The 22,236-nt window shown below is 67.4% G+C and carries 17 protein-coding genes and 1 tRNA gene; 5 read left to right on the forward strand and 13 right to left on the reverse strand.

Going from position 1 to position 22,236, the window contains the following annotated elements; genetic code table 11:
• The first annotated feature begins 56 nt into the window (after positions 1–56).
• Together CGZ91_RS06355 and CGZ91_RS06360 are read left to right on the forward strand one after the other, a co-directional pair.
• Positions 57–130 (forward strand) — tRNA-Pro (locus tag CGZ91_RS06355).
• Between the two features lie 125 nt (positions 131–255).
• Positions 256–1,128 carry a DUF1206 domain-containing protein gene (locus CGZ91_RS06360; RefSeq protein WP_229116467.1) on the forward strand — a complete coding sequence of 291 codons (873 nt, stop codon included), beginning with the start codon at positions 256–258 and terminating at the stop codon, positions 1,126–1,128.
• Here the strand turns inward: CGZ91_RS06360 and CGZ91_RS06365 are convergent.
• From CGZ91_RS06365 to CGZ91_RS06390, 6 genes are all read right to left on the reverse strand, one after another.
• Positions 1,074–1,952, reverse strand: a complete 879-nt coding sequence (locus tag CGZ91_RS06365) for an FAD-dependent oxidoreductase (protein WP_094454131.1) — start codon at positions 1,950–1,952, stop codon at positions 1,074–1,076. The two genes, CGZ91_RS06360 and CGZ91_RS06365, sit on opposite strands and share 55 nt — an antisense overlap.
• Before the next feature lie 13 nt (positions 1,953–1,965).
• On the reverse strand, positions 1,966–2,250 hold the full coding sequence (locus CGZ91_RS06370; RefSeq protein WP_144276813.1) for a hypothetical protein: 285 nt from the start codon (positions 2,248–2,250) through the stop codon (positions 1,966–1,968).
• A 122-nt stretch (positions 2,251–2,372) separates the two neighbouring features.
• Entirely contained in the window at positions 2,373–4,001 is a 1,629-nt protein-coding gene (locus CGZ91_RS06375; protein WP_144276814.1) for a hypothetical protein, read from the reverse strand.
• Between the two features lie 83 nt (positions 4,002–4,084).
• The gene (locus tag CGZ91_RS06380) at positions 4,085–6,175 is read right to left on the reverse strand and encodes an MMPL family transporter (protein ID WP_094453511.1); all 2,091 of its coding nucleotides are present in this window, start codon (positions 6,173–6,175) and stop codon (positions 4,085–4,087) included.
• A 169-nt stretch (positions 6,176–6,344) separates the two neighbouring features.
• Entirely contained in the window at positions 6,345–7,310 is a 966-nt protein-coding gene (locus tag CGZ91_RS06385) for a hypothetical protein (protein ID WP_094453513.1), read from the reverse strand.
• 93 nt (positions 7,311–7,403) lie between these two features.
• Positions 7,404–9,110, reverse strand: coding sequence for a DUF4241 domain-containing protein (locus CGZ91_RS06390; protein WP_094453515.1), 1,707 nt, complete (start codon positions 9,108–9,110; stop codon positions 7,404–7,406).
• Positions 9,111–9,201: 91 nt separating this feature from the next.
• Here CGZ91_RS06390 and CGZ91_RS06395 point away from each other — a divergent pair, with 91 nt between their 5' ends.
• On the forward strand, positions 9,202–10,227 hold the full coding sequence (locus CGZ91_RS06395) for a hypothetical protein (RefSeq protein WP_094453517.1): 1,026 nt from the start codon (positions 9,202–9,204) through the stop codon (positions 10,225–10,227).
• A gap of 6 nt (positions 10,228–10,233) precedes the next feature.
• On the opposite strand, the gene CGZ91_RS06400 is transcribed toward CGZ91_RS06395, so the two are convergent.
• The 7 genes from CGZ91_RS06400 to CGZ91_RS06430 form a co-directional block, all read right to left on the reverse strand.
• Positions 10,234–10,734, reverse strand: a complete 501-nt coding sequence (locus CGZ91_RS06400; protein ID WP_094451046.1) for a ferritin — start codon at positions 10,732–10,734, stop codon at positions 10,234–10,236.
• Between the two features lie 82 nt (positions 10,735–10,816).
• Positions 10,817–11,905, reverse strand: a complete 1,089-nt coding sequence (locus tag CGZ91_RS06405; protein WP_094451045.1) for a Gfo/Idh/MocA family protein — start codon at positions 11,903–11,905, stop codon at positions 10,817–10,819.
• Between the two features lie 352 nt (positions 11,906–12,257).
• Positions 12,258–12,872 carry a hypothetical protein gene (locus tag CGZ91_RS06410; protein WP_094453519.1) on the reverse strand — a complete coding sequence of 205 codons (615 nt, stop codon included), beginning with the start codon at positions 12,870–12,872 and terminating at the stop codon, positions 12,258–12,260.
• A 7-nt stretch (positions 12,873–12,879) separates the two neighbouring features.
• The gene (locus CGZ91_RS06415) at positions 12,880–15,144 is read right to left on the reverse strand and encodes a heavy metal translocating P-type ATPase (RefSeq protein ID WP_094453521.1); all 2,265 of its coding nucleotides are present in this window, start codon (positions 15,142–15,144) and stop codon (positions 12,880–12,882) included.
• Positions 15,141–17,051 (reverse strand): cytochrome c oxidase assembly protein, encoded by a 1,911-nt coding sequence (locus CGZ91_RS06420; protein ID WP_179229247.1) that lies wholly within the window; start codon positions 17,049–17,051, stop codon positions 15,141–15,143. The genes CGZ91_RS06415 and CGZ91_RS06420 overlap by 4 nt, the downstream gene beginning before the upstream one ends.
• A gap of 46 nt (positions 17,052–17,097) precedes the next feature.
• Positions 17,098–17,559 carry a GatB/YqeY domain-containing protein gene (locus tag CGZ91_RS06425; protein WP_229116468.1) on the reverse strand — a complete coding sequence of 154 codons (462 nt, stop codon included), beginning with the start codon at positions 17,557–17,559 and terminating at the stop codon, positions 17,098–17,100.
• Between the two features lie 130 nt (positions 17,560–17,689).
• Positions 17,690–18,718, reverse strand: coding sequence for a LacI family DNA-binding transcriptional regulator (locus tag CGZ91_RS06430; protein ID WP_179229248.1), 1,029 nt, complete (start codon positions 18,716–18,718; stop codon positions 17,690–17,692).
• Positions 18,719–18,886: 168 nt separating this feature from the next.
• Between CGZ91_RS06430 and CGZ91_RS06435 the strand changes: the two genes are divergently transcribed.
• Positions 18,887–20,512, forward strand: a complete 1,626-nt coding sequence (locus CGZ91_RS06435) for an extracellular solute-binding protein (protein ID WP_094453529.1) — start codon at positions 18,887–18,889, stop codon at positions 20,510–20,512.
• Positions 20,513–20,601: 89 nt separating this feature from the next.
• Positions 20,602–22,230 (forward strand): FAD-dependent oxidoreductase, encoded by a 1,629-nt coding sequence (locus tag CGZ91_RS06440; RefSeq protein WP_094453531.1) that lies wholly within the window; start codon positions 20,602–20,604, stop codon positions 22,228–22,230.
• Positions 22,231–22,236: the final 6 nt, after the last annotated feature.

Raw genomic sequence — 22,236 nt, forward strand, 5'->3', positions numbered from 1 at the left:
TAGTTGGTCCTCGGTGCTCGACAGTCTCATGACTTCCGGGGCCGACAATGAAACAACGGGCTGTGGCGCAGCTTGGTAGCGCACTTGACTGGGGGTCAAGGGGTCGCAGGTTCAAATCCTGTCAGCCCGACGTAGGCGATACGCCTGACAGGGGGTCGGTTTCCGTGAATTGCGGACCGGCCTCCTCTGTCGTTTGACACCGGTTGTCCACGGGCCGGTGATGGACATGGATGACGGACTCGATAGCGTAATCGTGTGAACCAGAACTCCAGCGGTGACAAAATCCGCGACGGCGCGAAGCAGGCCTCTCAGAAGGCCGAAGACCACGGCCGCGACGCGGGTCAGAAGGTCCAGCAGTCCACCGCCTACAAGGTGATGGTGAGTGGCGGGTTGGTCGCGTACGGGCTGGTCCACCTGCTGATCGGCTGGCTCGGCCTGCAGATGGCCTGGTCGGGTGACAGCGACCAGGAAGCCTCGCAGCAGGGCGCCTTGCAGCAGTTGGCCGCGCAACCCTTCGGAGTGGTCCTGCTGTGGGTGACCGCGATCGGACTGTTCACCCTGGTCGTGTGGCAGTTGCTCGCTGCCGCCTTCGGACACCAGCAATACGACGGCAGCAAGCGTTGGCGCAAGCGCGGCGGTTCGGTCGCCAAGGCTGTCGTTTACGGCGCGCTGGGCGCCGGCGCGGTCCGTGCCGCGATGGGCGGTGGCGGATCCCAGGAGCAGAGCAACGAGGGCCTGACCGCGCAGCTGCTGGCCATGCCGTTCGGCCAGGTGCTGGTCGTGGTGGTCGGCCTCGTCGTGGTCGGCGTCGGCGGCTATCAGATCTTCTCCGGCATCACCCAACGCTTCGCCGAGGAACTCGACCAAGCCGTCAGCTCGGCCGTGCTCACGCTCGGCACGATTGGAAGTGTGGCCAAGGGCCTCGCGATGGTGATCGTCGGCGGGCTGTTCGTGTGGGCGGCCGTCAACTACGACCCGGAACAGGCCGGCGGCATGGACCAAGCGCTGCAGACGGTCCGCGGCGCCCCGTTCGGTCAGATGCTGCTGACGCTGATGGCGGTCGGCATCGCCTGCTACGGACTGTTCTGCTTCGTCTGGGCACGGCACCCGCGCAACGAACAGGCCTGAGCGTCAGCGCAGCTCAGCCAACACCTCGTTGAGCGCCGCGGTGCTGGACGGATGCGTCCATATGCCGTCGCGCAACTGGGAGGCGGGGACGCCGGCCCGCATCGCCAACGCGATGAGGTTGATGTACGCAGGTCGATGTCACTCAGGGCCTGCTCACGGACCGCAGCAGCCACATCGTCGTCGAGATCGCGGAGAATCGCTTCGCCGCGTTGGAGCACTGTGACCTGGCTGCCGAAGTCGCGGAACATCGCTGCGAACTCCAAGCCAACCACGCCACCACCGACCACGGCCAGCCTGGGAGCGAAGGGGTCGATGTGCTGCAGCGAGACCGAATCGTGGATGCGAGGGCCGTCGGCGCCCGGCATCGGCAGTGCGGCCGGGCGGGTGCCGGTGTTGATGACGACGGTCTCGGCTCGGATGCTCAGCCGGGGCTGCCGGTGTGGGTCAGGTCGATGCCGTTGTTGGCCTGGCGGCGTCCCGCTCAGGCGGCGACGGGCGTCGAGATGGATTCGGTGGGGGTCGTGGATCAGCCAGGTGTGACTCGGCGTGACGAGGTAGTTCAGACCGAGTGGCGAGGTCCGGATGAACACTCCTGGCGCCGGCTGACACACCCGCCACCCGGCATGAGTCTTCGCCCGATGCCCACGCCGGTGGAGCGGACCGAGGTTGCTCGGATTCGTGAGCGGCAGTTCCGTGTCGGCGGGTGGCGCGGCGGGTCGGGCCGGCGCCCACGGCGTCGTGTGGTCGAGGTCCAGGCCGCGGCTGTTGCGCGTCGAGAAGGGGAAGATCGACCGCGGATTGCGCAGCGTCACCCATTCCCGCATCAGCTCCGGCACCTCATACGCCTCCGTGGCCTTCCTCAGCCATCCCGAGCGCCGCACTCAACTCGAGCACGCAGAACTCCGCCACCAGCGGCGTACCGTCACCAGCCAGATGCGCCAGCCGCTCACCCAACGTCCCCGAGCCGCCCGGATAGCGCGTCGCGTACCAGTCCGCGTCATACAGATCAGCAAACTCAGCCACCCGCATGAACTCACGAGCCTCCGCCTGCAACCGCTCCAACCGCGCCGCACGGATCGAGGAGATCACCTCGAGCGCCGCTGTCATGTGTGGATCATCCACGGGAATCACCTCCTTGTGTAGACCAGATTGTGTAGACCCAAACCCGTCATCGAACAGTTGTTCGATTGCCTGCTGTCAGGCTACGCCGAAGGTCCGACAAAAAGTTGGCGGGCGATGCCGCGTCAGCGCACACCACCCCGATGGTGTCGTGCCTCAATGGCGTGGGCGAGGCAGAACAGGGCCGACCCGAAGCCACCGAGACCAGTGCCGCCGTTGACGATCGCGGTGACGTGGTCGAGCACCTGGCTGTTCCACGGCGTCAGGCTGGCCCACGCCACCGACTGGCGTACGTAGGCCACCAGGCCGGGATCACCGGTGCCGTCAACGAAGCGGTACGCCCCGGCGCGCCCGTCGGGGAGGGTGGTCGCGACCAGGTCGGTGTAGGTCGCTGCCAGCCGAGTCAGGTCGTTGGAGCCCAGCGGTGGCCTCGCACCCGGCGCGAAGAACCGCAGGCCCCGGACGTACTCGATCGCGAAGTTCACGTCGATCTGGGCGTGGCTGGTGTCCTCAGGCACCTGGTTCGGTGGGTACCACGGCCGGTACTGCGAGCGGGGCCCGTCGATGTCCCAGCCGTTGTATGCATCACCGCGCTGCCACCAGTACGGCCACACGTACGCATCGCCCACCGTCGTCATGCTGTCGCGCAGGGTGCGGGCAAGTGCGGTGGCTCGGTCCGCGTAGTTGGCATCCCCGGTGAGGACCGCGAGCTGCACGATCGGGCGGCCGAGCGCGAGGAAGTGGTTGATCGGATTGTCCATCCCCGCATGCCACACCGGCGCATCGACCTGAGTCATGTAGTAGCCGCGACCCTCCTGATCCATCCGAAACTCGGGGTCGTGCACGGCGACCGCATTGGCCGCTGCCTCCAGGTAGAGCTCGGCGCGGCTGGCGTAGGTCGGGTTGGCCTGCAGCCGATCCTCCGCCCGGACCAGTCGGGCGAACAGGAGCATCGGTTGGACGATCTGTCCGGTGTGGACCTCGAAGACGTACGGTCGCGACACCAGTGGCTCGGCAGTTTCGGCGACCTCCACGCGGCCCGGATCCTGCCGTAGCTCCCGCAGGGTCAGCAGCAACCGGCCCGGCGTCTCGGTCTTGAAGCCCGCGGTGACGGTGTCGACTGCGTACCGGTCCGAGCTCGGATCCGTGCTGAGCAGGGCGTGGACGGTCGACCGGTCGTACTGGGAGTTGTAGCCCTCGAGCCGGAATTCGCCCGGGTTGCTGCCGCGCGTGATCGTGATGGTGGTGAGGTCGGAGTACGCCAGCGCGGAGCGCACCTCGAAGACCGGGGTGCCGTCGGTGTCACGGATCGTTCCGTAGCCCACCGTCTGATGATGGTCGGCCCGCCAAGCCGGGTGGGACGCGCCGGCGTAGTCGGTGACGCCACGCTCGCTGTCACGGTTGGCCAGCACATGGTCGATGTGGTCGACCATCTTGTCGAGGTAGTAGGTGTCCCTGGTGGCCTGGTACATCAGGGCGTAGCCCTCGAGCACGTAGGACTCTCCCCACGCCAGCTTGCCGCTGAGCCCGGAGGAGTCCTTGTCGTTGGTGTCGAACTTCTGCCCGTTGCCGCCATTGAGGGCGGTATCAATCTGGTCGAAGTACTCCCGGGTCACCAAGTCGTCGGCGGCGTACGCCGGACCGTCCAGCGAGCCCACGCCTGCGGAGATACCGATCAGGCTGAGCCCGCCGAGCAGCCGGCGGCGGCTGAAAGCCGAGAGTGAACGAGGGGAGTGGGGGCGAGGGTGAGACATGTCTCTCCTGAGTCGGCCTTCCTTGGCCGGTCGGTTGGCAACGCGCCTCTGTGCGCATCATCCACGATGCGCACCACGCTACCTCAGGCCCCTCGGGCTGAGACCGCCCCCTCGCCAGGCGATCCGGGGTGACTCGGCCACCAGATCCGATCACCGACCAGGCTGAAGATCGCCGGCATCACCACGGTCCGCACCACCAGAGTGTCGACCAAGACGCCCAGCCCGACGATGATGCCGAGCTGACCAAGGGTGACCAGCGGGAGTACGCCCAGCGCGGCGAAGACACCGGCCAGGACGATGCCGGCACTGGTGATGACGGCACCAGTGTGGGCGACGGACTCGACGATGCCATCCCTGGTGCCGAGCCGTCCTGCCTCGTGGCGGGCGCGGTGCACCAGGAAGATCGTGTAGTCGATGCCGAGCGCCACCAGGAAGAGGAAGGCGAGCAGCGGCACCTGCAGGTCGAGCGCAGGTTGGTCGAACACCACCCGACTCAGCCACGCACCGGCACCGATCGCCCCCAACGCACTGGCGAGGTTGACCAGCGTCAACAGGACCGGTGCCACCAGCGAGCGCAGCAGCACCACCAGCACCACGAAACACACCGCGACCACCAGTGGCGCAATCAGCCACAGATCCCGCTCATTGCCGGACCGGGCATCGACATCGGTCGCGACGGCACCGCCGACCAGCGCATCGGCACCGGGTACGCCATGGACGACGTCACGCAGTTCCTCAATCTGCGCCAAGCTCTCGGGAGTGCTCGGCGCGTACTCGCTGGTGACCATGATCTTGGTCAGCTGCCCATCGTCCGTCACGCCGGCAGGGTGCACCCGGACGACGCCGGTACGCCCGTCGATGGCGGCCACGACATCCCGGGCCGCGTCGGAGTCGGCGATGACCCAGATCGGCTGGGCCTCGCCGGGCGGGAAGTGGTCGGCCATCGTCTCGAAACCGGCGGCTGACTCTGACTGCACCCGAAACTTCTCGATCTGGTCCAGCCCGACACTGGTGCCGATCAGGCCGCTGGCCATCACCGCGACCAGCGCCGCGCCTGCCCCCAGCGCAACCACCGGCCGCGCCACCACAGCGCTGGCGGTGCGCCGCCACAGGTCGCCGCGCTTCACCTCCTGACCGGGCCGCGGCACGAACGGCCAGAAGATCCGCCGGCCGCACACCGCCAGGAACGGCGGCAGCACAAACAGCACCGCGGCCAACGCGATCAGCAAGCCGATCGCCGACGAGATGCCCAACCCGTGGGTCCCCGGGATGACCGCGAGCACCAACGTGAGCAGGGCCAACACCACAGTCACGTTCGAGGCAACGATCGCCGGCATCGTGGTCGTCCAGGCCGTCTGCAGCGCCACCCGATGATCGTCGTGGGCCTGCAACTCCTCGCGATACCGCGAGATCAGCAACAGGGCATAGTTCGTGCCTGCGCCGAAGACCAGCACGCTGATGATGCCGGCATCGAAATGCAGCTCGAAGGCCGACCCGGCCGCGGCCGTCAGCCGTCCCGCCAGCCCGTCGGCGACACCCACCACCGACAGCGGGATCAGCCACAGCACCGGCGAGCGATAGGTCACGATCAGCAACACCGCGACGATCACGATGGTGACGGCCAACAGCGTGAAGTCCGCACCGCTGAACGCACCGGCGATGTCAGCGCCGAATGCGGGTCCACCGGTCACCTGCAGGGTCACGCCGACCGGCGTCACGGCGGCCAGATCGGTACGCAATGCTTCGATCACCGCCGAGGTGTCGGTGTTGGTGTCGCCGGTCGTGATCGGGACCACCAGCAACCCGACCTGGCCGTCCTCGCTGATGATCGGCCCATTCGCATCCCCAGCGGCATGCTTGGCCAACGTCGGCTGTACGCCCTCCAGTGCGGTCAGATCGTCCTCGGACAGCGCGCTGCCACCGGTCCGGGAGGCGACCACCAGCACCGATGCCTGATCGGCGTCGGGGAAGCGCTGGAGCAGTTCGTCGACCTGGGACGACTCGGAGTCAGCCGGCGCCGGAACCGAGCCGGCCGCCGCCTTGGCACCGCTGAACGCGCCGAACAGGACGATGATGACGGCGACGGACACGCCGAGGGCGACCCAGGCCCCGCGGCGTGAGGTCAGTGCCCGGGCGATTCGCGTGGCGAGCGGTGAAGTGATGCTGGAACTCATGACAGCAATTCCACGCCAGTCACGGTCGTGAGACATCGCGCACCGGACGGACTTTCACCTCATCCAAAAGGATGAGGCACGTGTCAGGACATGACTGAGCCCCACATCCACTCAGGATGTGGGGCTCAATCACCAAGGAAGCTGAGGGTGACGAGTCCTCAGATCATCCTCACAAGTTGGCGGGGCCCACTTCGCTGGCCTCGCCGGTTGCGGAGGCGCGACGGTCGTCGCGCTTGGTCTGGAGGTCGGCGGCCCGCTGCTCGACGCTGGAGCTGCGCAGCTGGGCAGCGGGGGAGAGCTCGGCGAACTGGCCGCCGGACTCGCCGCGGACGCGGTTGTCGGCACCGGTGGGGGCCGGATCGTTGCCGTCGCCGTTCAGATCACCACGGATGATGTTGCCCGAGACGTCTACGCCACCGGTGGAGTCACTGATGGTGACGTTGCCTCCGAAGTAGTTGGCGTCGTCGCAGGGGCTGATGGTGCCTCCGGTGCCGAGCTGGACGCCGGCGTTGCCGGTCCAGGTGGCGTCACCGTCGACCTCGCTGCCGCACACGACCGAGCCGTTGGCGTTGCCTTCGACGGTCAGCGTCCGGGCCAAGGTCGAGTCGAGGACGTCGGTGTAGCCGCTGCCCTGGCTGGTGAACGCACCTCCGACGGTCGTCGACTGCACGAAGACCTCGCCCTGCTCGGCCAACAGTCGGCCGCCGACATTGGCCTCGTCGGCGTACACGAAGGTCAGCGCATTGTCGCCACGGGCGACGTACGCACCCTCGACGGAGGTGGACTCGAGATAGACGCCATAGCCACCGTTGTTGGTGACGCCGGCACCGAGCTCACTGCCGACGGCCTCGAAGTAGCCGTCAGCGGCGACGACGACGGCAGCGTCGACGGTGGAGTCGGTCAGGATCAGGTCGGCGCCGGCCTGAACCCGCGCGGTGCCCTGGATGGTGACGTCGGTGAGGACGCAGGCGTCTCCGGCGCGGACCACCAGGTCGCCGGGAACAGTGACTCCGGAGGCCTCGCCGCTGCAGTAGGTCGTCAGCGCAGCGTCCGCGCTGCTGGTGGCCACAGCCAGTCCGGATGCGGCAAGGGTGATCGACGCGGCTACGGCGGCGACACGGTGGCGATTACGCATTTCTTGGAGCTCCTTCGCTCGTGGGGCGGTTGCCCTGACGCTATCCCGACTCACCACGAGGCGCAACACCTTGCCCAGATTCTTCCACCACATTCACTCATAGAACTCGCGCCACGGGGCGCCCGGCGCCACCCCGCAATCGATGATCAGTTGAGCGACTCCACCATCCGAATCAATGCCCCAGTAGACGGGAAACTGGGGGCGTGCGGGACCGGGTGCGATGAGGACACCGGACAGCTCCTCGTCACCCAGCATCACGATGGTCTCGCCCTCCTCCCGCACCAGTTGCCTCAACTGCTGGCGGTCGGCATGGGTCGCGCGGGTGGTGCGGCCCCAGTCGAAGACAGCGATCGCCTCGGAGCAGTCGAGGTCGGTGTTCGCTTCGACTCGCTCGGCCTTGGCCCAGCCAGCCACCTCGGCCGTGCTGAAACGCACCCGTAACCCAGCCGGTCGTTGATCGTGCACGGCAATGTCCACGGGGTGCCGTCCCGCGGGCACGAGGGTGCGCAGCGGCGAGAGCTCCTCGACGAAACCCAGCGGATTGCCGACACACAGGTGGCCCTCGGTGGCCAACATCAGCTCGCCGTGCCGCACCGAGGCTCCGGCACCGAACAGCGATCCGGGGTCGGGCCGATCCAGTTCACTCAGGTCGGCCAAGTCATCGACGCCATGGTGGACATCGGCTGCCAGCCGAGCAGCGGTGTCCTCATCCAGCAGCACCTCTTCGGCGTTCCGTTCGCCGTCCTCGCCATCCTCGTCTGCCTCATCAGCCCATGGCGCTCCGGGCAGGATGCCGAAGTCAGCGACCAACTGGGCCGGCGTACCGTCGTCGTCCAATCCCCAGTAGAGCGGGTATTCACCGGGCCCCCAACCGGCGCCGCAGATGACGCCGAAGGCACGGTCACCGCTGGTCAGGATGGCCACCGGAGCGGGGGGTCGCTCCAAGAAGCTGCGCCACAGGCGTACCCGGTCGCGCTGGGTCAGGCCGGCCGCCAGCTCCCAGTCCACGATCGCCAACGCCCCGGAATCCAGCCCGACCAGGTCACCAGCATCACCGTCGGCGCCACGCCACTGGGCCACCGGCTGCTCGGTCAGCCGCAGCCGAAGCGCCGCGACCAACGGTTCGCCATCGACATTGGTCCGGCTCACCTCGACGGTGACCTCCCCACCGGAGACCAGTCGCGACAACACCGAGAACGATCCCCAGCCGTTCTCCGGATTGCCCGCCGCCAGTACGCCACCCTTCGAACCCACCTTGAAGCCACCGACCTTGCTGACCCGGATCGCCTCACCCCGGTCAGCTTCGGCAGCGGAGTCGAAGAGGACGCCAGGATCGGGGCGATCGACATCGGTCAGCGCCGCTAGCTCGACCTCCGGGCTCGGGAACCCCGCGCGCTCCTGAGCCTCGTCCGGCGTCACTTCCAGCGCATCGGGGTCGCCGAAGTAGCGCTCCACCCGACTCAGCCGCCAATCACCGTCGATCGCTTCACCGTGAAACTCGAGCAAGGTGTGCCCGTCGTGCACCACCACCACGTCGGGTCCCGCGCCGAGCAGTTCAGGTTGGCCGGAGGCGAGCTGCTGGGATTCGAACGGATCGACGGCAAAGACATCGGATTCCAACCGAAACCCGGCGCTGCCGTGCCGCAGCCGCAACTGCGCCAATTCCTCGTCCCAGGTCTGCCACGGATCGGCTGGCACCCCGTTGGGGGTCTCATGCTCACCGACCATCATCGGGCGAACGCGCCGGTGCGCCGCCAGATAGTCCCGGACGAACTGCTGAACACGCTCCTTGGGTTCCATGACCCAACGTTAGCCCTGCCCCCATTGGAGCGGCGCGGCGGCCGCCCAAGCTCTACCCTTGGGAGGTCAGTTGTTGAAAGGAACTCCCGCCATGGCCGACGACGAGCTTCGTGAGCTGGTCCGTTTCAAGACGTTCTCGACCGCCGACACCGGCTATGCCGCCATGGAGGTACGCCGGCTGCTGGACGAGCTGCGGCGAGCGGCCAACAATGGCGACGACCTGGCGCCGATCCTGGCGAAAGCCGAGCTGAGTGAGGCCCGCTTCGGCTACAGCAAGGCCGAGGTGGACTCCTTCCTGGCGCGGGTCAGGGCCATTGCCACTGGTGAACCCGTCGAGGACGTCGCCACCGAGCCACCCCCGACCACGACGCCGACCGCAGCGACCAGCGTACGGATCACGGGCACCTCGTTGCTGAGTGATCAGGATCGCGCCTCCGGCATCACCGAGGGCACCGGCACCAAGCCGATTGCCGAATCGGTCAAAGAGTTCACCCCCGACCTGACTGCGGCAGGCTCGGCGCTGGACACGCCTACGGAACCTGAGGTCGACGACGAGGGGGAGTGGGCTGAGGACTCCGATGACGACGAGCCCGAGGACGACGACGCGCCCGACGCCGAGCCGGCGCCCGCCAAGCGAGTGCCCACCACCCGCACGCCCACCACACGCACGCCAACCACACGGTCGACGACCGCGTGGTCAGCGCCGGCAGGGCACCCGGTGCGGACGCACGATCCCCAACAGGAGGCCCTGCGCACCACCCTGCGGATGACGCTGCATCGGTCCTCATTCGCACCGGCCGCCAAGGGAAGCCCGGGCTATGACAAGGCCGAGGTCGACACCTTCCTCCGGAAGCTGCGCAGCAGGCTCGACGAGACCGTCGACCTGGCCAGCACGATCGCCTCAGCGCAATTCACCATGCGCCGACAGGACGCCTACAGCGTCGACGAGATCGACGATTTCCTCGACCATGTCAGCCTGGTCTCGCAAGGCCGTCCCTCGGCGCCACCGAGGCCTCGACCCGACAGCCAGGGGCAGTCCACTCGAAAGCTGGGTCAGCTCCTGGCCATCGTGGTCGTCATCGCGATCGTGGTGGTGGCGTGGCTCGCCAGCCTCTGACCGGGATCAGGCCTCGTTGCGCTGGCCGAGCTCCGCGTCGAGACGGAGCAGACCGGGACCGTCGTCACCGATCAGCTTGATCCGGCCGACGATCTCGCCGACGGTGGCTTCCTCCTCGATCTGCTCCTCCAGGAACCAATGGAGCAGGGGGCGGGAGTCCAGATCACCGGCGGCATCGCAGGCGCGATAGAGGGTACGGATCGCCTCGGAGACCTTCTCCTCGTGGGCCAGGGCGGCCTCGAAGATGTCCTGGATACTCATCGACGAGGTGTCGACCGGCGCACTGATGGCACCGATCGCCGGAGCATCACCACGGTCCACGACGTGGTCGATGAACTTGTGGGCGTGGATGAGTTCCTCGTCGGCTTGCAGACGCAGCCACGACGCCAAACCTGGCAGGTCCTGCGAATCAGCCGCAATCGACAGCTGGCGGTAGACGATCGATGCCTCGAATTCGAGGGTGATCTGGGTGTTGAAGGCTGCGACAAGGTCAGATGAGAGCTTCATGGAGTCGAATCTAGACCCCTCGGAAACAGCGCCGCCCGGGGGTCGGTCACCCCCGGGCGTACGCGCGCAGTTCCGTTGTCGGTCAGCCGAGCGGCGGTGCGTCCTCGAAGGTCACCGGCAGCGGGTTCTGGCGGTGGCATTCCTCGATGACGGCGACCTGCTGGGCCACCTGCTCCGGCGGGACGGTCAGCGCAACACCATTGCGGACCGCCTCGAAGAGGTTGGTGTAGAACCGGGTGGCCATCGAGCGGAACAGGTCCTTGTCCTCGTCGGCGACGTCCCAGGACTCCTCGATGAAGTTCAGGTCCTCCTTGCAGTAGGAGGGGCCGGGCAGCGGCTCGGGGGCGAGCTTCTGCTCAGGTGCCTCGGCCGGATCGTAGTACTTCCAGTCGAGGTGAGTCATCGAGCCGGCGAGCGAACCGTAGGTGCCGTAGACCTGATAGGTGTACGGGTTGAAGTGGTTGTTCGAGCAGACCTCGAGGTCCACCACCGGGCGGCCCGGAGCGGTCAGCAGGATCTTGACGAAGTCCTCGGCGTCACCGGCGGCGTTGACGTTGGCCATCTTGGCCCACACCTGCGGCTGCACGTCGCGGCCGATGAAGCCGAGTGCCTGGTCCAGCGGGTGGGGACCGGTGTTGAGGAGGTTGCCGGCGTTGAAACCCTGGATGACCTGCCAGTCGTAGCGGCGGGCGAAGCCGTTGAAGAAGATCTTGACCATCTGGATCTCGCCCAACTTGCCCGACCGCAGCACGTCCATCACGGCCCGGTAGTAGGGGGCGTGACGGGACTGCTGGAAGACCGCAAAGAGCTTGCCGGTGCGGGTGGAGGTGGCGATGTTCTCGTGCACATCAGCGGCGCGACGGGCGGCCGGCTTCTCGCTGAGGACGTGATAACCGGCCTCCATCACCTCGTTGTTGATCTGCGGGTGGTGGTGGCTGAAGGAAGCGTTGATGACCAGTTCGATGTTGGTCGACTTGTCGGCCAACATGTCGCGGTAATCAGCGTACGTCTTCACACCGGGGTAGTCGCCCTCGGCGCGGGTGCGGCGATCCTCGATCAGATCGGAGATCGCGACGATCTCGTACTTCTCCGGGAGGGTCTTGAGAAACTCGGTGTGGATGTTCCGGCCGCTGCGGCCCTGACCGATGACCCCTAGACGGATGGGTTCCATGCTCTTCAACACTCCTGCGTGATGTGTACTTCAACGGAAGCAATGCTTTGTTGGACACTCTCTCACACGCCGCCGACGCTCGCGACCCGGCGCCCGGGTGCCGATCCAGAAAATCCCTTGAGGCCATCGCCGGAGCGGCCTAGTCTGTGGGCACACGGAAAGGAGGTGATCCGAGAAATGAACTCTTCTTGGACCTGTGAGGTGGTCGGCCGCTGAGGCCGGATCCCCAACGGACCGGTGAGGCAATACCAGCCGAACCACCCGAAACCGCGGGCGCTGCCCTGGTCCTGCAGCACGTCGGAACCCCGACCGCCCGCGGTTTCGCCACACCCCCAGCTGTCCGTGCCCGCCTTCAGGACATGAAGTGGCGGTGGTACCCCGCAACGAACTGATCGAGGAAGATCGCGTTCGGCGTCCACATCGACATCGCTCCGGCATGACGTTCCTTGCCGACCGGGTCGCGATAACGGAGTTGGATCATGCCCTGATTCATCGCTGAGCCGGCCAGCTGCCCCCACGGCACGGTGACGGTCTGGAATGCCTCCTTGGCGACGATGCCCTCCGGCCAGAACCTCCAGGGCCCGAAGGCCGCGTCGGGCTGCGGGTTGGCCGCAATGAATCGCTGCACGATCTGCGGGCCCGCTTCGCGCTGCAGCTGGTCGTAGAGGCGGTTGAAGACGTCGGTGACGTACGCCTTGACATCCTTCTTCTGCATCGAGGTGAAGCCAAAGCTCCAAGTCGTGCGCTGTCGGTTCTCGTCCGTGATCTGGAGCCGATAGTTGGTCGACGTGGGGATGCCTTGGACATAGTTCTTCGTCACTCGGAGGCGGACCTCGGCGATCGTGTGGGTCGCCACCACGTGCTTGCCGAAGACGATCTGGCCGGGGGAGAGCACCACCTCCCGCTTGCCCATCACTCCCAGGGAGACGGTTGCCGAGAAGGTCGGCGCCTGTGGCGTCTGGTTCATCGCACCATCATGCCGTCGCAGACTCGAAGTTGCGCAGTCTCAGGCTGTTGGTGACCACCAACACCGATGACAGCGACATCGCCAAGCCGGCGATCAGCGGGTTCAACAGACCGGCCGCCGCCAACGGGATCGCGGCGACGTTGTAGCCAAATGCCCACAGCAGGTTGCCACGGATCACGCGCAAGGTCTTGCGCGACAGCCGCAACGCATCCACCACCACCCACAGATTGCGGCGCACCAGCACCACGTCGGCCGAACGCAGGGCGATGTCAGTTCCGCTCACCACCGCCATGCCGAGCTCGGCGGCCGCCAGCGCCGCGGCGTCGTTGATACCGTCACCGACCATGGCGACCTGGTGACCGTCCGCCTGTAGTCCTTCGATCACTGTCGCCTTGTCGGTCGGCAGCACCTCGGCGATGACCTGGTCAACACCCAGCTGCGCACCGACCGCCTCCGCCGTCACCTGGCCGTCACCGGTGAGCAGGATGGTGCGCAGCCCGCGGCGACGCAGTTCGCTGACCACCGCGACGGCCTCGTCGCGCAGCCGGTCTGCGATGGCGTACGCCGCTGCCACCTGACCCTCGACGACCGCGACCGCAACGGTGTGGCCCTGGCTGGCGAACCGGTCGATGATCTCGCCGGCAGCACCGAGCTCGAACTGTTCGGACACCAGGGTGGGGCTGCAGACCACCACGGCCAGGCTGCGCTCAGCGGTGGTGACCCGACCGCGTACGCCCAGCCCCGGCAAGGCCTCGACCTCACCGGTGGGATCGGGCCGGTCGACGGCCAGAGCACGGGCGATGGGGTGTTCGCTGCCCTCCTCCACCGAGCCGACCAGTTGGTCGATGGTCTCGGCGCGGTCCGGATCGGCATGCCAAGCGTCGACGACACTCAACGAGCCGTGGGTCAGAGTGCCGGTCTTGTCCAGCACCACGGTGTCGACCCGACCGGAGGCCTCCAGCGCATCCGGTCCCTTGATCAGGATGCCGAGCTGGGAACCACGGCCCACGCCGACCATCAACGCCGTCGGGGTCGCGAGGCCCAGCGCGCACGGACAGGCGATGATCAACACCGACATGGCGGCACTGGCGGCATGTCGCACACCGGCATCGGCCAGCAGCCAGCCGACCAGCGTGCCGAGGGCGATGACCAGCACCACCGGGACGAAGACCGACACCACCTTGTCCACCAGCAACTGGACCCGGGCCTTGCGTGCCTGGGCCTGTTCGGCCATCGCGGCCATCTGGGCGAGCTGGGTGTGGGCGCCGACCCGGTCGGTCCGCACCTCCAACAACGCAGTCAGGTTCACCGTGCCGCCGATCACCGCATCACCGGGGGAGACCTCACGAGGCAACGGTTCACCCGACATCATCGAGGTGTCGATCGGCCCGGACCCGGCGACCACGGTGCCGTCGACCGGGACTCGTTCTCCCGCGCGGACCACGGCGACGTCGCCGATCCGCACTTCGGCCAGCGGCACTGTCACGACGGTCTCGTCGCGGCGGATCCGGACCCGGTCCACTCCCAACAGATTCAGGGCGTTGAGCACGTCCTGGGCACTACGGCGGGATCGCGCCTCGAAATAGCGACCGGCCAGCAAGAAGGTGGTGACGGCGGCCGCGACCTCCAGATAGATCGCATCCGCTCCCGCCGGGGTGATGCCGTAGCCGAGCCAATACCCCTCGGTGTCGTCACCGCCCCACAGCAGGGAGATCAACGACCAGGAGAAGGCAGCCAACACGCCGAGGGACACCAACGTGTCCATGCTGAAGCTGCGTTGCTGCAGGTTGCGGAAGGTGGCCTTGTGGAAGGGCCACGCGCACCAGAACACCACCGGCACTGCCAGCAACAGACACAGCAGCTGCCAGCCGGTGAACCGCAGCTCCGGTACCAGCGCCAGCACGATCGCCAGGTTGCCCAGTGGCACAGAGAGCACCGCGGCCACGATCAGGCGCAGCTTGAGGCTGCGCACCCGGCGCTCGCTGAACTCCTCCTGGTCATCCGAGCCGACCGGCGCTGCGTGATAGCCCGCCTTGCTGACCACCGCCTCGGCTTCGGCGATCCGGTCGGCCGGCAGCCCGCGTACGATCGCACGCTCGGTGGCGTAGTTGACCGTCGCGCGGACCCCGGGCATCTTGTTGAGCTTCTTCTCGACCCGGTTGGCGCAGGCCGCGCAGGTCATCCCGCCGATCGCGAGCTGAAGCGGTTCGTCGAACGCCTCGGGCGCCTCGTCGGTGACCTCGGTGCTGGCATCCGTACGCTGGCTGGTCATCGGCCCTCCCGCTGCCGATTGGCCTCGTCACGCTTGGCCAACTCGGCCAGCATCTCGTTGTAGGCGTCGGCAGAATTGTCCAGCCCGGCGTCCGCGGCGCGATCCTTGCGACGGGCCTCGCGGGTGTCATCGGTGAACCACTGCGCCAGCAATGCGATCACCACGATCAGCATCGGCACCTCGCCGGTCGCCCAGGTGATCTGGCCGCCCAGGTCCTGGTCGATTTGCAGCGCATCGGGGGCAGCCATCCACGGCACGGCGATCGACTGATAGAACTCCAGTCCGATCGGCGGGGAGGACAGCAGCGCCACCGCAAAGAACGCGTGGAAGGGCATCGCGGCCATCATCAGACCGAGTTTGGCCAAGTGCGGCAGCGGCTTGGCCGGCTTGTCGACGCCGATCACCTGGCCGTAGAACAGCGATCCGACGATCAGGAAGTGCAGCGTCATGAACTGGTGACCCCAGTGATAACGCATCAGCTCGCCGAACAGATCAGTCAGATAGAGGCCGTAGAAGGAGCCGACGAATATCACCCAGATGAGCAGCGGATGCATCAGCCTGGCCAGCACCGGGTGCTGCATCAGTTCGGTCACCAGATCCCGCAGCGATGGCAGCGCGCCCGGTCGGGAGGCCTTGCTGGCCCGCAGGATCAACGTGATCGGGCCGGCCAGCACCAAGAAGATCGGCGCGATCATGTTGATCGTCATGTGCACGATCATGTGATAGCTGAACATCACTGAGCTGTACGCCCACAGCCCGGTGCCGGTCATCCCGAGCACCAGCAGCCAGCCCACCGCCCAGCACAGGGTCCGGTGCCACGGCCACGCGATCCCGGCGCGGCGCAGCCGCAGCAGACCCCAGCCGTACGCCGCCAGCGCCGCCACTGCGATCAGTACGAACAGCACATTGGGGCGGCCCGGCAACAGCAGGGTGGCGAGGTCGGGGGCCTGGTCCAGGTGAAACCCGAGGTAGTTCACCTGGGCGCTCTGCGGCACCGCATAGCGCGGCGGGACGATGGTCTCCGCGGCCGCAGCTGTCCCGGTCACCAGGACACCGATGGCCGCGGCGGGCCAGGCGGACCGCAGTCGCGCCGACACCAGGGCCGCAGCCAACAGCACGCAGGCGGTCAGGACGACCCACCCGTACGGATCCTGCCAGGGCAGGAATCCCGCCAGCTCGAAGATCCCCACCACCGGGCGCAACACCAGTGCCACCGCGGCGGCCACGGTGAGCCAGCTGCGAGCGCGGCGCTGGACACCGGGCAGCAGGTCGTCAGCTCCGATCAGCACCGCGACGGCGATCGCGCCGAACGCCACTGCGGCGACGCTGCCCAGCATCGCCAGGTCGGTACCCCAGTCATGTCCGGCGCCGACCGAGACGTGGCCGGTGACGATCGGGGGCACCACCGCGAAGCCGGCCAGGTACAACGCGATCAGGCCGGTGCCCATCCGGCGGCCGACCGCCATCGCCACTGATGCCACCGCCACCAGGACCGCCGCGAGCAGCCAGGATCCGGACACCTGGGTGCCGGCCAGGTAGTCCTGCATCCGAGGCAGCACGAAGCTCACGTCGATCGCGAGCGCGTCCGCTGCGCTCAGCGGCACCATCACCAGCGCCACGACGATCCAGATCCGGGCGGCGAACTGGGCCATCCGCACGCCGGGACGTAGCCGTAGCGGGGTGGCGTCGCCCTTGGGGGTGAGCAGGGTCGCGCGTACCAGGCCGCCCAGCGTCACCAACGAGGCCAGCCCGCCCAGTACCCGGCCGGCTGCAGCCAACGTCGCGGTCGGCAGTGACCAGCCGCCACGGCCCGGCAGCGGCGGCATCCCTGCCTGCACGAGCACCGCCACCAGGGCGATGGCGACCGCCACGCCGGCAGCGATCCACACCGTGAGCGGACCGCTCAAACCGCGGCTGGGGGAGTGGTCGGGGAGATCAGGGGAGGCAGCCACGTCAGGCCAGCGCGGACTTCACGGCAGCGGCCACCCGGGCGCCCTCGGCCCGCCCGGCGACCTGGGCGTTGGCGGCCTTCATGACCTGACCCATCTGGCGCATGCCCGGCTTCTCGCCGGTCTGATCCGCGACCCCAGCGACGGCGAGGGCCACGATCTGCTCGATCTCGTCGTCGGACAGCTGAGCAGGCAGGTAGGCCGAGAGCACCTTGGCCTCGGTCAGCTCCGCAGCAGCACTCTGGTCCCGACCGCCGGAGGCGAAAGCCTCGGCGGCCTCCCTGCGCTTCTTCACCTCGCGGCTGACCAGTTCCAGCACCTCGTCGTCGGACAGTTCATGGGCGCTGCCCTCGGTCTCGGCGGTGCCGATCGCGGCCATCAGCATCCGCACTGCGGCGAGCTTCTCCTTGTCCCGCTCCTTCATCGCCTTGGTCATGTCGGTGCGGATCTGGTCCTTGAGTGCCACGGCTTGTCCCTTCGTCTGCCCGGCTCGAATGCTCGACGCCCTCCGCCGCGGACCGGTGGCCGCGGGGCGCGTCACGTCCCCATTATGGCCCCTGTCACGCATCGGGCGTCGCCATCGCAAACCGATCGCGTCAGCGGGTGGGTTCAACCAGCGTCTCGCCGTCGGCGATCTCGCAGGACAGCCGCGCCCGCCGCGGTGCGCGGGCGGGATTGTCGGTCAGCTCCATCAGCAGTCGTACGCCCTCGCGCCCCATCTCGAGACGGGGGATGGACAGGTGGGTGACCATCCGATCGGCCAGCCGATCGGGGTAACCGCCCAGGCTCACGACCGACAGATCCGCGGGCACCCTGATGCCCGCCTCCGCCAGCACCGGTTCCACCAGCCCCAGCGAGGTGCGGCCCTGCATGAAGATGCAGGTGAGATCGTGTTGCCGCACCCAGGCCGGGACCTGCTCGATTCGTTCGCTGCGCAGTTCGAAGACGTGGAGCGGCAGGTCTCGCTCCTGGACTCCGGCCACGAAGCCGGCGTACCGGCCCGTCACCACGTCCTCGCCCTGACGGACGAATCCGATCCGCTCGTGCCCCAGATCCGCGGAGCGCCGGACCAGTGCCGAGGTCGCGCCCACGTAGTCGGCGGCGACGAAGGACAATTCCACATCGGGCAGTCGGCGTTCGCCGATGAACACGAACGGATACCCCTCCGAGGCCAGTCGTCGGACGTCGGCCTCGACGATGGAGCTACCGAAGAGCAGACCGCCATCGGCCAGCCGCAGCCCGTTCACCCCGGTGGCGTACAACGAGCGTTGACTGGCCGCCCGGCGCGAGCTGGTCACCAGCAGCAGATCCTGGTCGGCCTCCTCGGCCGCCTGCTCGATGCCGATCAGGAAGTCGTGGTAGAAGGACCGCGCCGCCAGCGGGAACACTGCTTCATAGGTGAAGACGCCGATCACCTGGCTGCGGGCGCCGACCAGGCGGCGCGCGGCCGGGTCGGGCACGTACCCCAGTTCCTCGACCGCAGCGAGCACCCGTTCCCGGGTGGCCTCGCTCACCCGGATCGGTCCGTCGGTGCGGCCGTTGACGACGGTCGAGACCACTGCGGTCGAGACCCCGGCAGCGCGCGCCACATCGACTTGGGAGATACGTCGTCCGACTCTGATCATGCGCAGACCCTCCGTCGTGCAGCAGCCCCGGGGAAGCGACCACTGTTCGTCACCCAACATTCACCTGCGACCCTTGACCGGCCGACGGACCTCATCGTAGCGTCTTGGTTAAGCGCTTAATCTTCGCGAGTTCCATCCGCGTCCGTCTTCGTATCATGAGGTTCTGCCATGTCTTTCACGCTCAACCGCCGCTCACTCCTCGCTGCCGGCCTCTCGGCCGGTGCGCTGTTGGCAGCGGGCTGCTCCACCAACTCCGGTCCCGGCGGCGAGTCCGACGGCTCAGCCCCGGACCAGTCCAAGGCGCCGACCTACCGGCCGGTGACGCTCGCCGAGCCAGATCTGCCCGGTTCGGACCTGGTCAACCCTGGCTACTTCACCTACCCAAGTGATCCGACCCCGGCGTACGACAGCCCTCCGGCGGCCGACCTGGACAGCGTCTCGATCCTGTACAACACCTTCGTACCGGTGCCCAACGGTCCTGATGGGAGCTCGTTCTGGCGGCTGGCCCAGGACGGTCTGGGCACCGAGCTGAAGCTGCAGCCGACCCCGAACTCGGAGTACGGCAAGGTCTTCCCGGTCATCGTCGCCAGCGGCGACATGCCCGACGTGATGATGTTCAAGCCAAACCAGGCCCGCGCGACCGAGATGATCGACTCGCTGTTCGCCGACCTCGGCCCCTACCTCACCGGCGACGCCGCCCTGGACTATCCGCACTTGGCCAACATCCCCACCCCGTCGTGGCGTGCGGCGATCAGCGGACAGAAGCTGTTTGCCGTCCCCCAGCCCCGTGACGTCGCCGGCGGCATGACCTACATCCGGGAGGACCTCTTCGAGAAGGCCGGCCTCAACCCCGAGCCTGCCAACGGCGAGGAGCTGATCCAGCTGCTGCGCGACATCAAGGCGACGGGCAACGACGCCTGGGGCTGGAGCAATGTCCCGCTGCTTCACACCGTCCTGCTGGGCATGATGGGCGCCCCCAACGTATGGCGCGCCGAGGAAGACGGCTCGTTCACCAGTCATTATCCCAGCGCCGAATACCGCGAGGCGCTGCTGATCATCCGCGACGCCTTCAAGGCCGGGCTCTTCCACCCGAACGCTGCCAGCGCCACGTACTCGCAGTTCCGCGACCACTTCTTCGCCGGTCAGACCTGGATGCACAATGACGGTCCGGCCGGATGGGACCTGTTCGTCCGTTCGGTGGGTGACCGAGGGACCGTGGGCACCATGATTCCGCCCGCGTGGGAAGGTGGCGGTCAGACACCGCAGTGGGCCGGCAAGGGTTACCTGAACCTGACGGTGATCAGCAACCAGGTGCCGGAGGAGAAGCTTCCGCAGATCCTCAAGGTGCTGGACTACTTCGCCGCGCCGATCGGGTCGATGGAGCACCTGCAGCGCAAGTTCGGCGAGGAGGGCACCGACCACACCTGGGAGGCCGGGGGACCCGAACTGACCGAAGAGGGCCAGCGCAACTTGATGGACTTCCAGTACATCGTCGACTCGCCGCTGATCCTCGGCCCCGGCGATGAGGAGTCGGTGCGGATGCGCCACCAGTGGTACACCGACATCACCAAAAATCTCATCTACGACGATTCGATCGGCCTGGTCTCCGAGACCGCCAACAACGACGGTGGTCCGCTCACCACGGCCATCAGCGATGCCGCCAAGGCGGTCATGTTCGACCGCGGACCGGTCGAGGACTACGACAAGGCCATCGACGACTGGAACAACCGCGGCGGCGCCCAGATCGCCGAGGAGTACGCCGAGGCGTACGCCGCCCGCCAGGCCGGCAACTGACCAGACCGCAAGACAGACTGACCAACGGGGGTTACCCGGGCGCCCGCGTCCGAGTAACCTTCGATTACACGCATAATCAGGAGGCACAGGTGCCGGAACTTCAGACAGACGTACTCATCGTCGGAGGCGGCGTGGGGGGTGTTGCAGGAGCGCTCGGCGCGCTCTCGCAGGGCGTCCGCGTCATCCTCACCGAGGAGTCGCCGTGGCTGGGTGGGCAGCTGACCAACCAGGCGGTGCCACCGGACGAGCATCCCTGGATCGAGACCCAGACGCCGACGCGCAGCTATGGCTGGTTCCGGACCCTGGTCCGGCAGCGCTACCAGCGCCGGCCCGGGATCACGGATGCGGCCCGCCAGAATCCGGTGCTCAATCCGGGCAGCGGTGGCGTGTCGAAGTTGTGTGCCGAGCCACGGGAGTACCTGGCGGCATTGGAGGAGATGTTGGCGCCCTACCAAGCCGGCGGCCAGTTGGTGGTGCTGACTGAGGTCGATCCGACCTCAGCGGAGACCGAGGGGGATCGCATCACCTCGGTCACCTTCACCGATCGCAGCGGCGGGGACCGGACCACCATCACGGCACCGTACGTGTTGGACGCGACCGAAGAGGGTCAGCTTCTCGAGCTGGCCGGGGTCGAACATGTGATGGGCGCTGAGAGCCGCGAGGACACCGGCGAGCTCCACGCGATCGATGGTCCGGCCCAGCCGCTCAACCAGCAGTCATTCACCTGGTGCTTCGCGGTGGACTACTTCCCCGAGGAGGACCACACGATCGAGCGTCCCGCCGACTATGACCGTTGGCGCGACTATGTGCCGGGGGACTTCTGGCCGGGCAAGCTGCTGGCCTTCCGCGATGTCCATCCGATCAGCCGCGAGGCCCGGGACCGGGCCATCTTCCACCACGACGACTCCTGGCTCGGCGGGGGAGGCGGAGACTTCTGGCACTACCGCCGCATCATGACCGTCAAGCACTACCAGCCCGGCACGTACGCCAGCGACGTCACCTTGGTGAACTGGCCCCAGATCGACTACATGGCCGGTCCGCTGCAGGGAGTCTCCGATGCCGAGCGTCAAGCCAACCTCGACGCCTCGCGCCAGCTCAGCCTGAGCTTCCTGTACTGGATGCAGACCGAGGCACCCCGCCGCGACGGCGGCACCGGCTATGCCGGGCTGCGCCCGCGCGGTGACCTGCTCGGCAGCACCGATGATCTGGCCCTGCGCCCCTACATCCGCGAATCGCGCCGCATCAAGGCCGAGTTCACGGTGCTCGAGCAGCATGTCGGCGTCGAGGCGCGGAAGGCCGCAGGCCTGGATGAGGGCTCGGCGCTCTTCGACGACACCGTCGGTGTCGGCAGTTACCGGATCGATCTGCATCCGCGCACCGGCGGCGGCGACGGGCCCGAGAACTACATCGACATCGCCAACTATCCCTTCCAGCTCCCACTGGGAAGCCTGATCCCCGAGCGGGTCGAGAACCTGCTGCCGGCCGGCAAGAACATCGGCAGCACCCACATCACCAACGGCTGCTACCGGCTTCATCCGGTGGAGTGGGTCATTGGCGAGGTGGCAGGCGCACTGGCCGGCCGGTCCGTGAAGACGGGCACCACACCGCGCGCCGTCCGCAACACACCGGGACTGCTGGAGGATTTCCAGCAGCTCCTCACCACCCAGCTCGGGTTCCAGCTGGCCTGGCCCGAGGCAACACGGAGGACACCCCGCTGAGACCAT

The sequence above is a fragment of the Parenemella sanctibonifatiensis genome, assembly GCF_002250565.1.
GTDB classification, from domain to species: domain Bacteria; phylum Actinomycetota; class Actinomycetes; order Propionibacteriales; family Propionibacteriaceae; genus Parenemella; species Parenemella sanctibonifatiensis.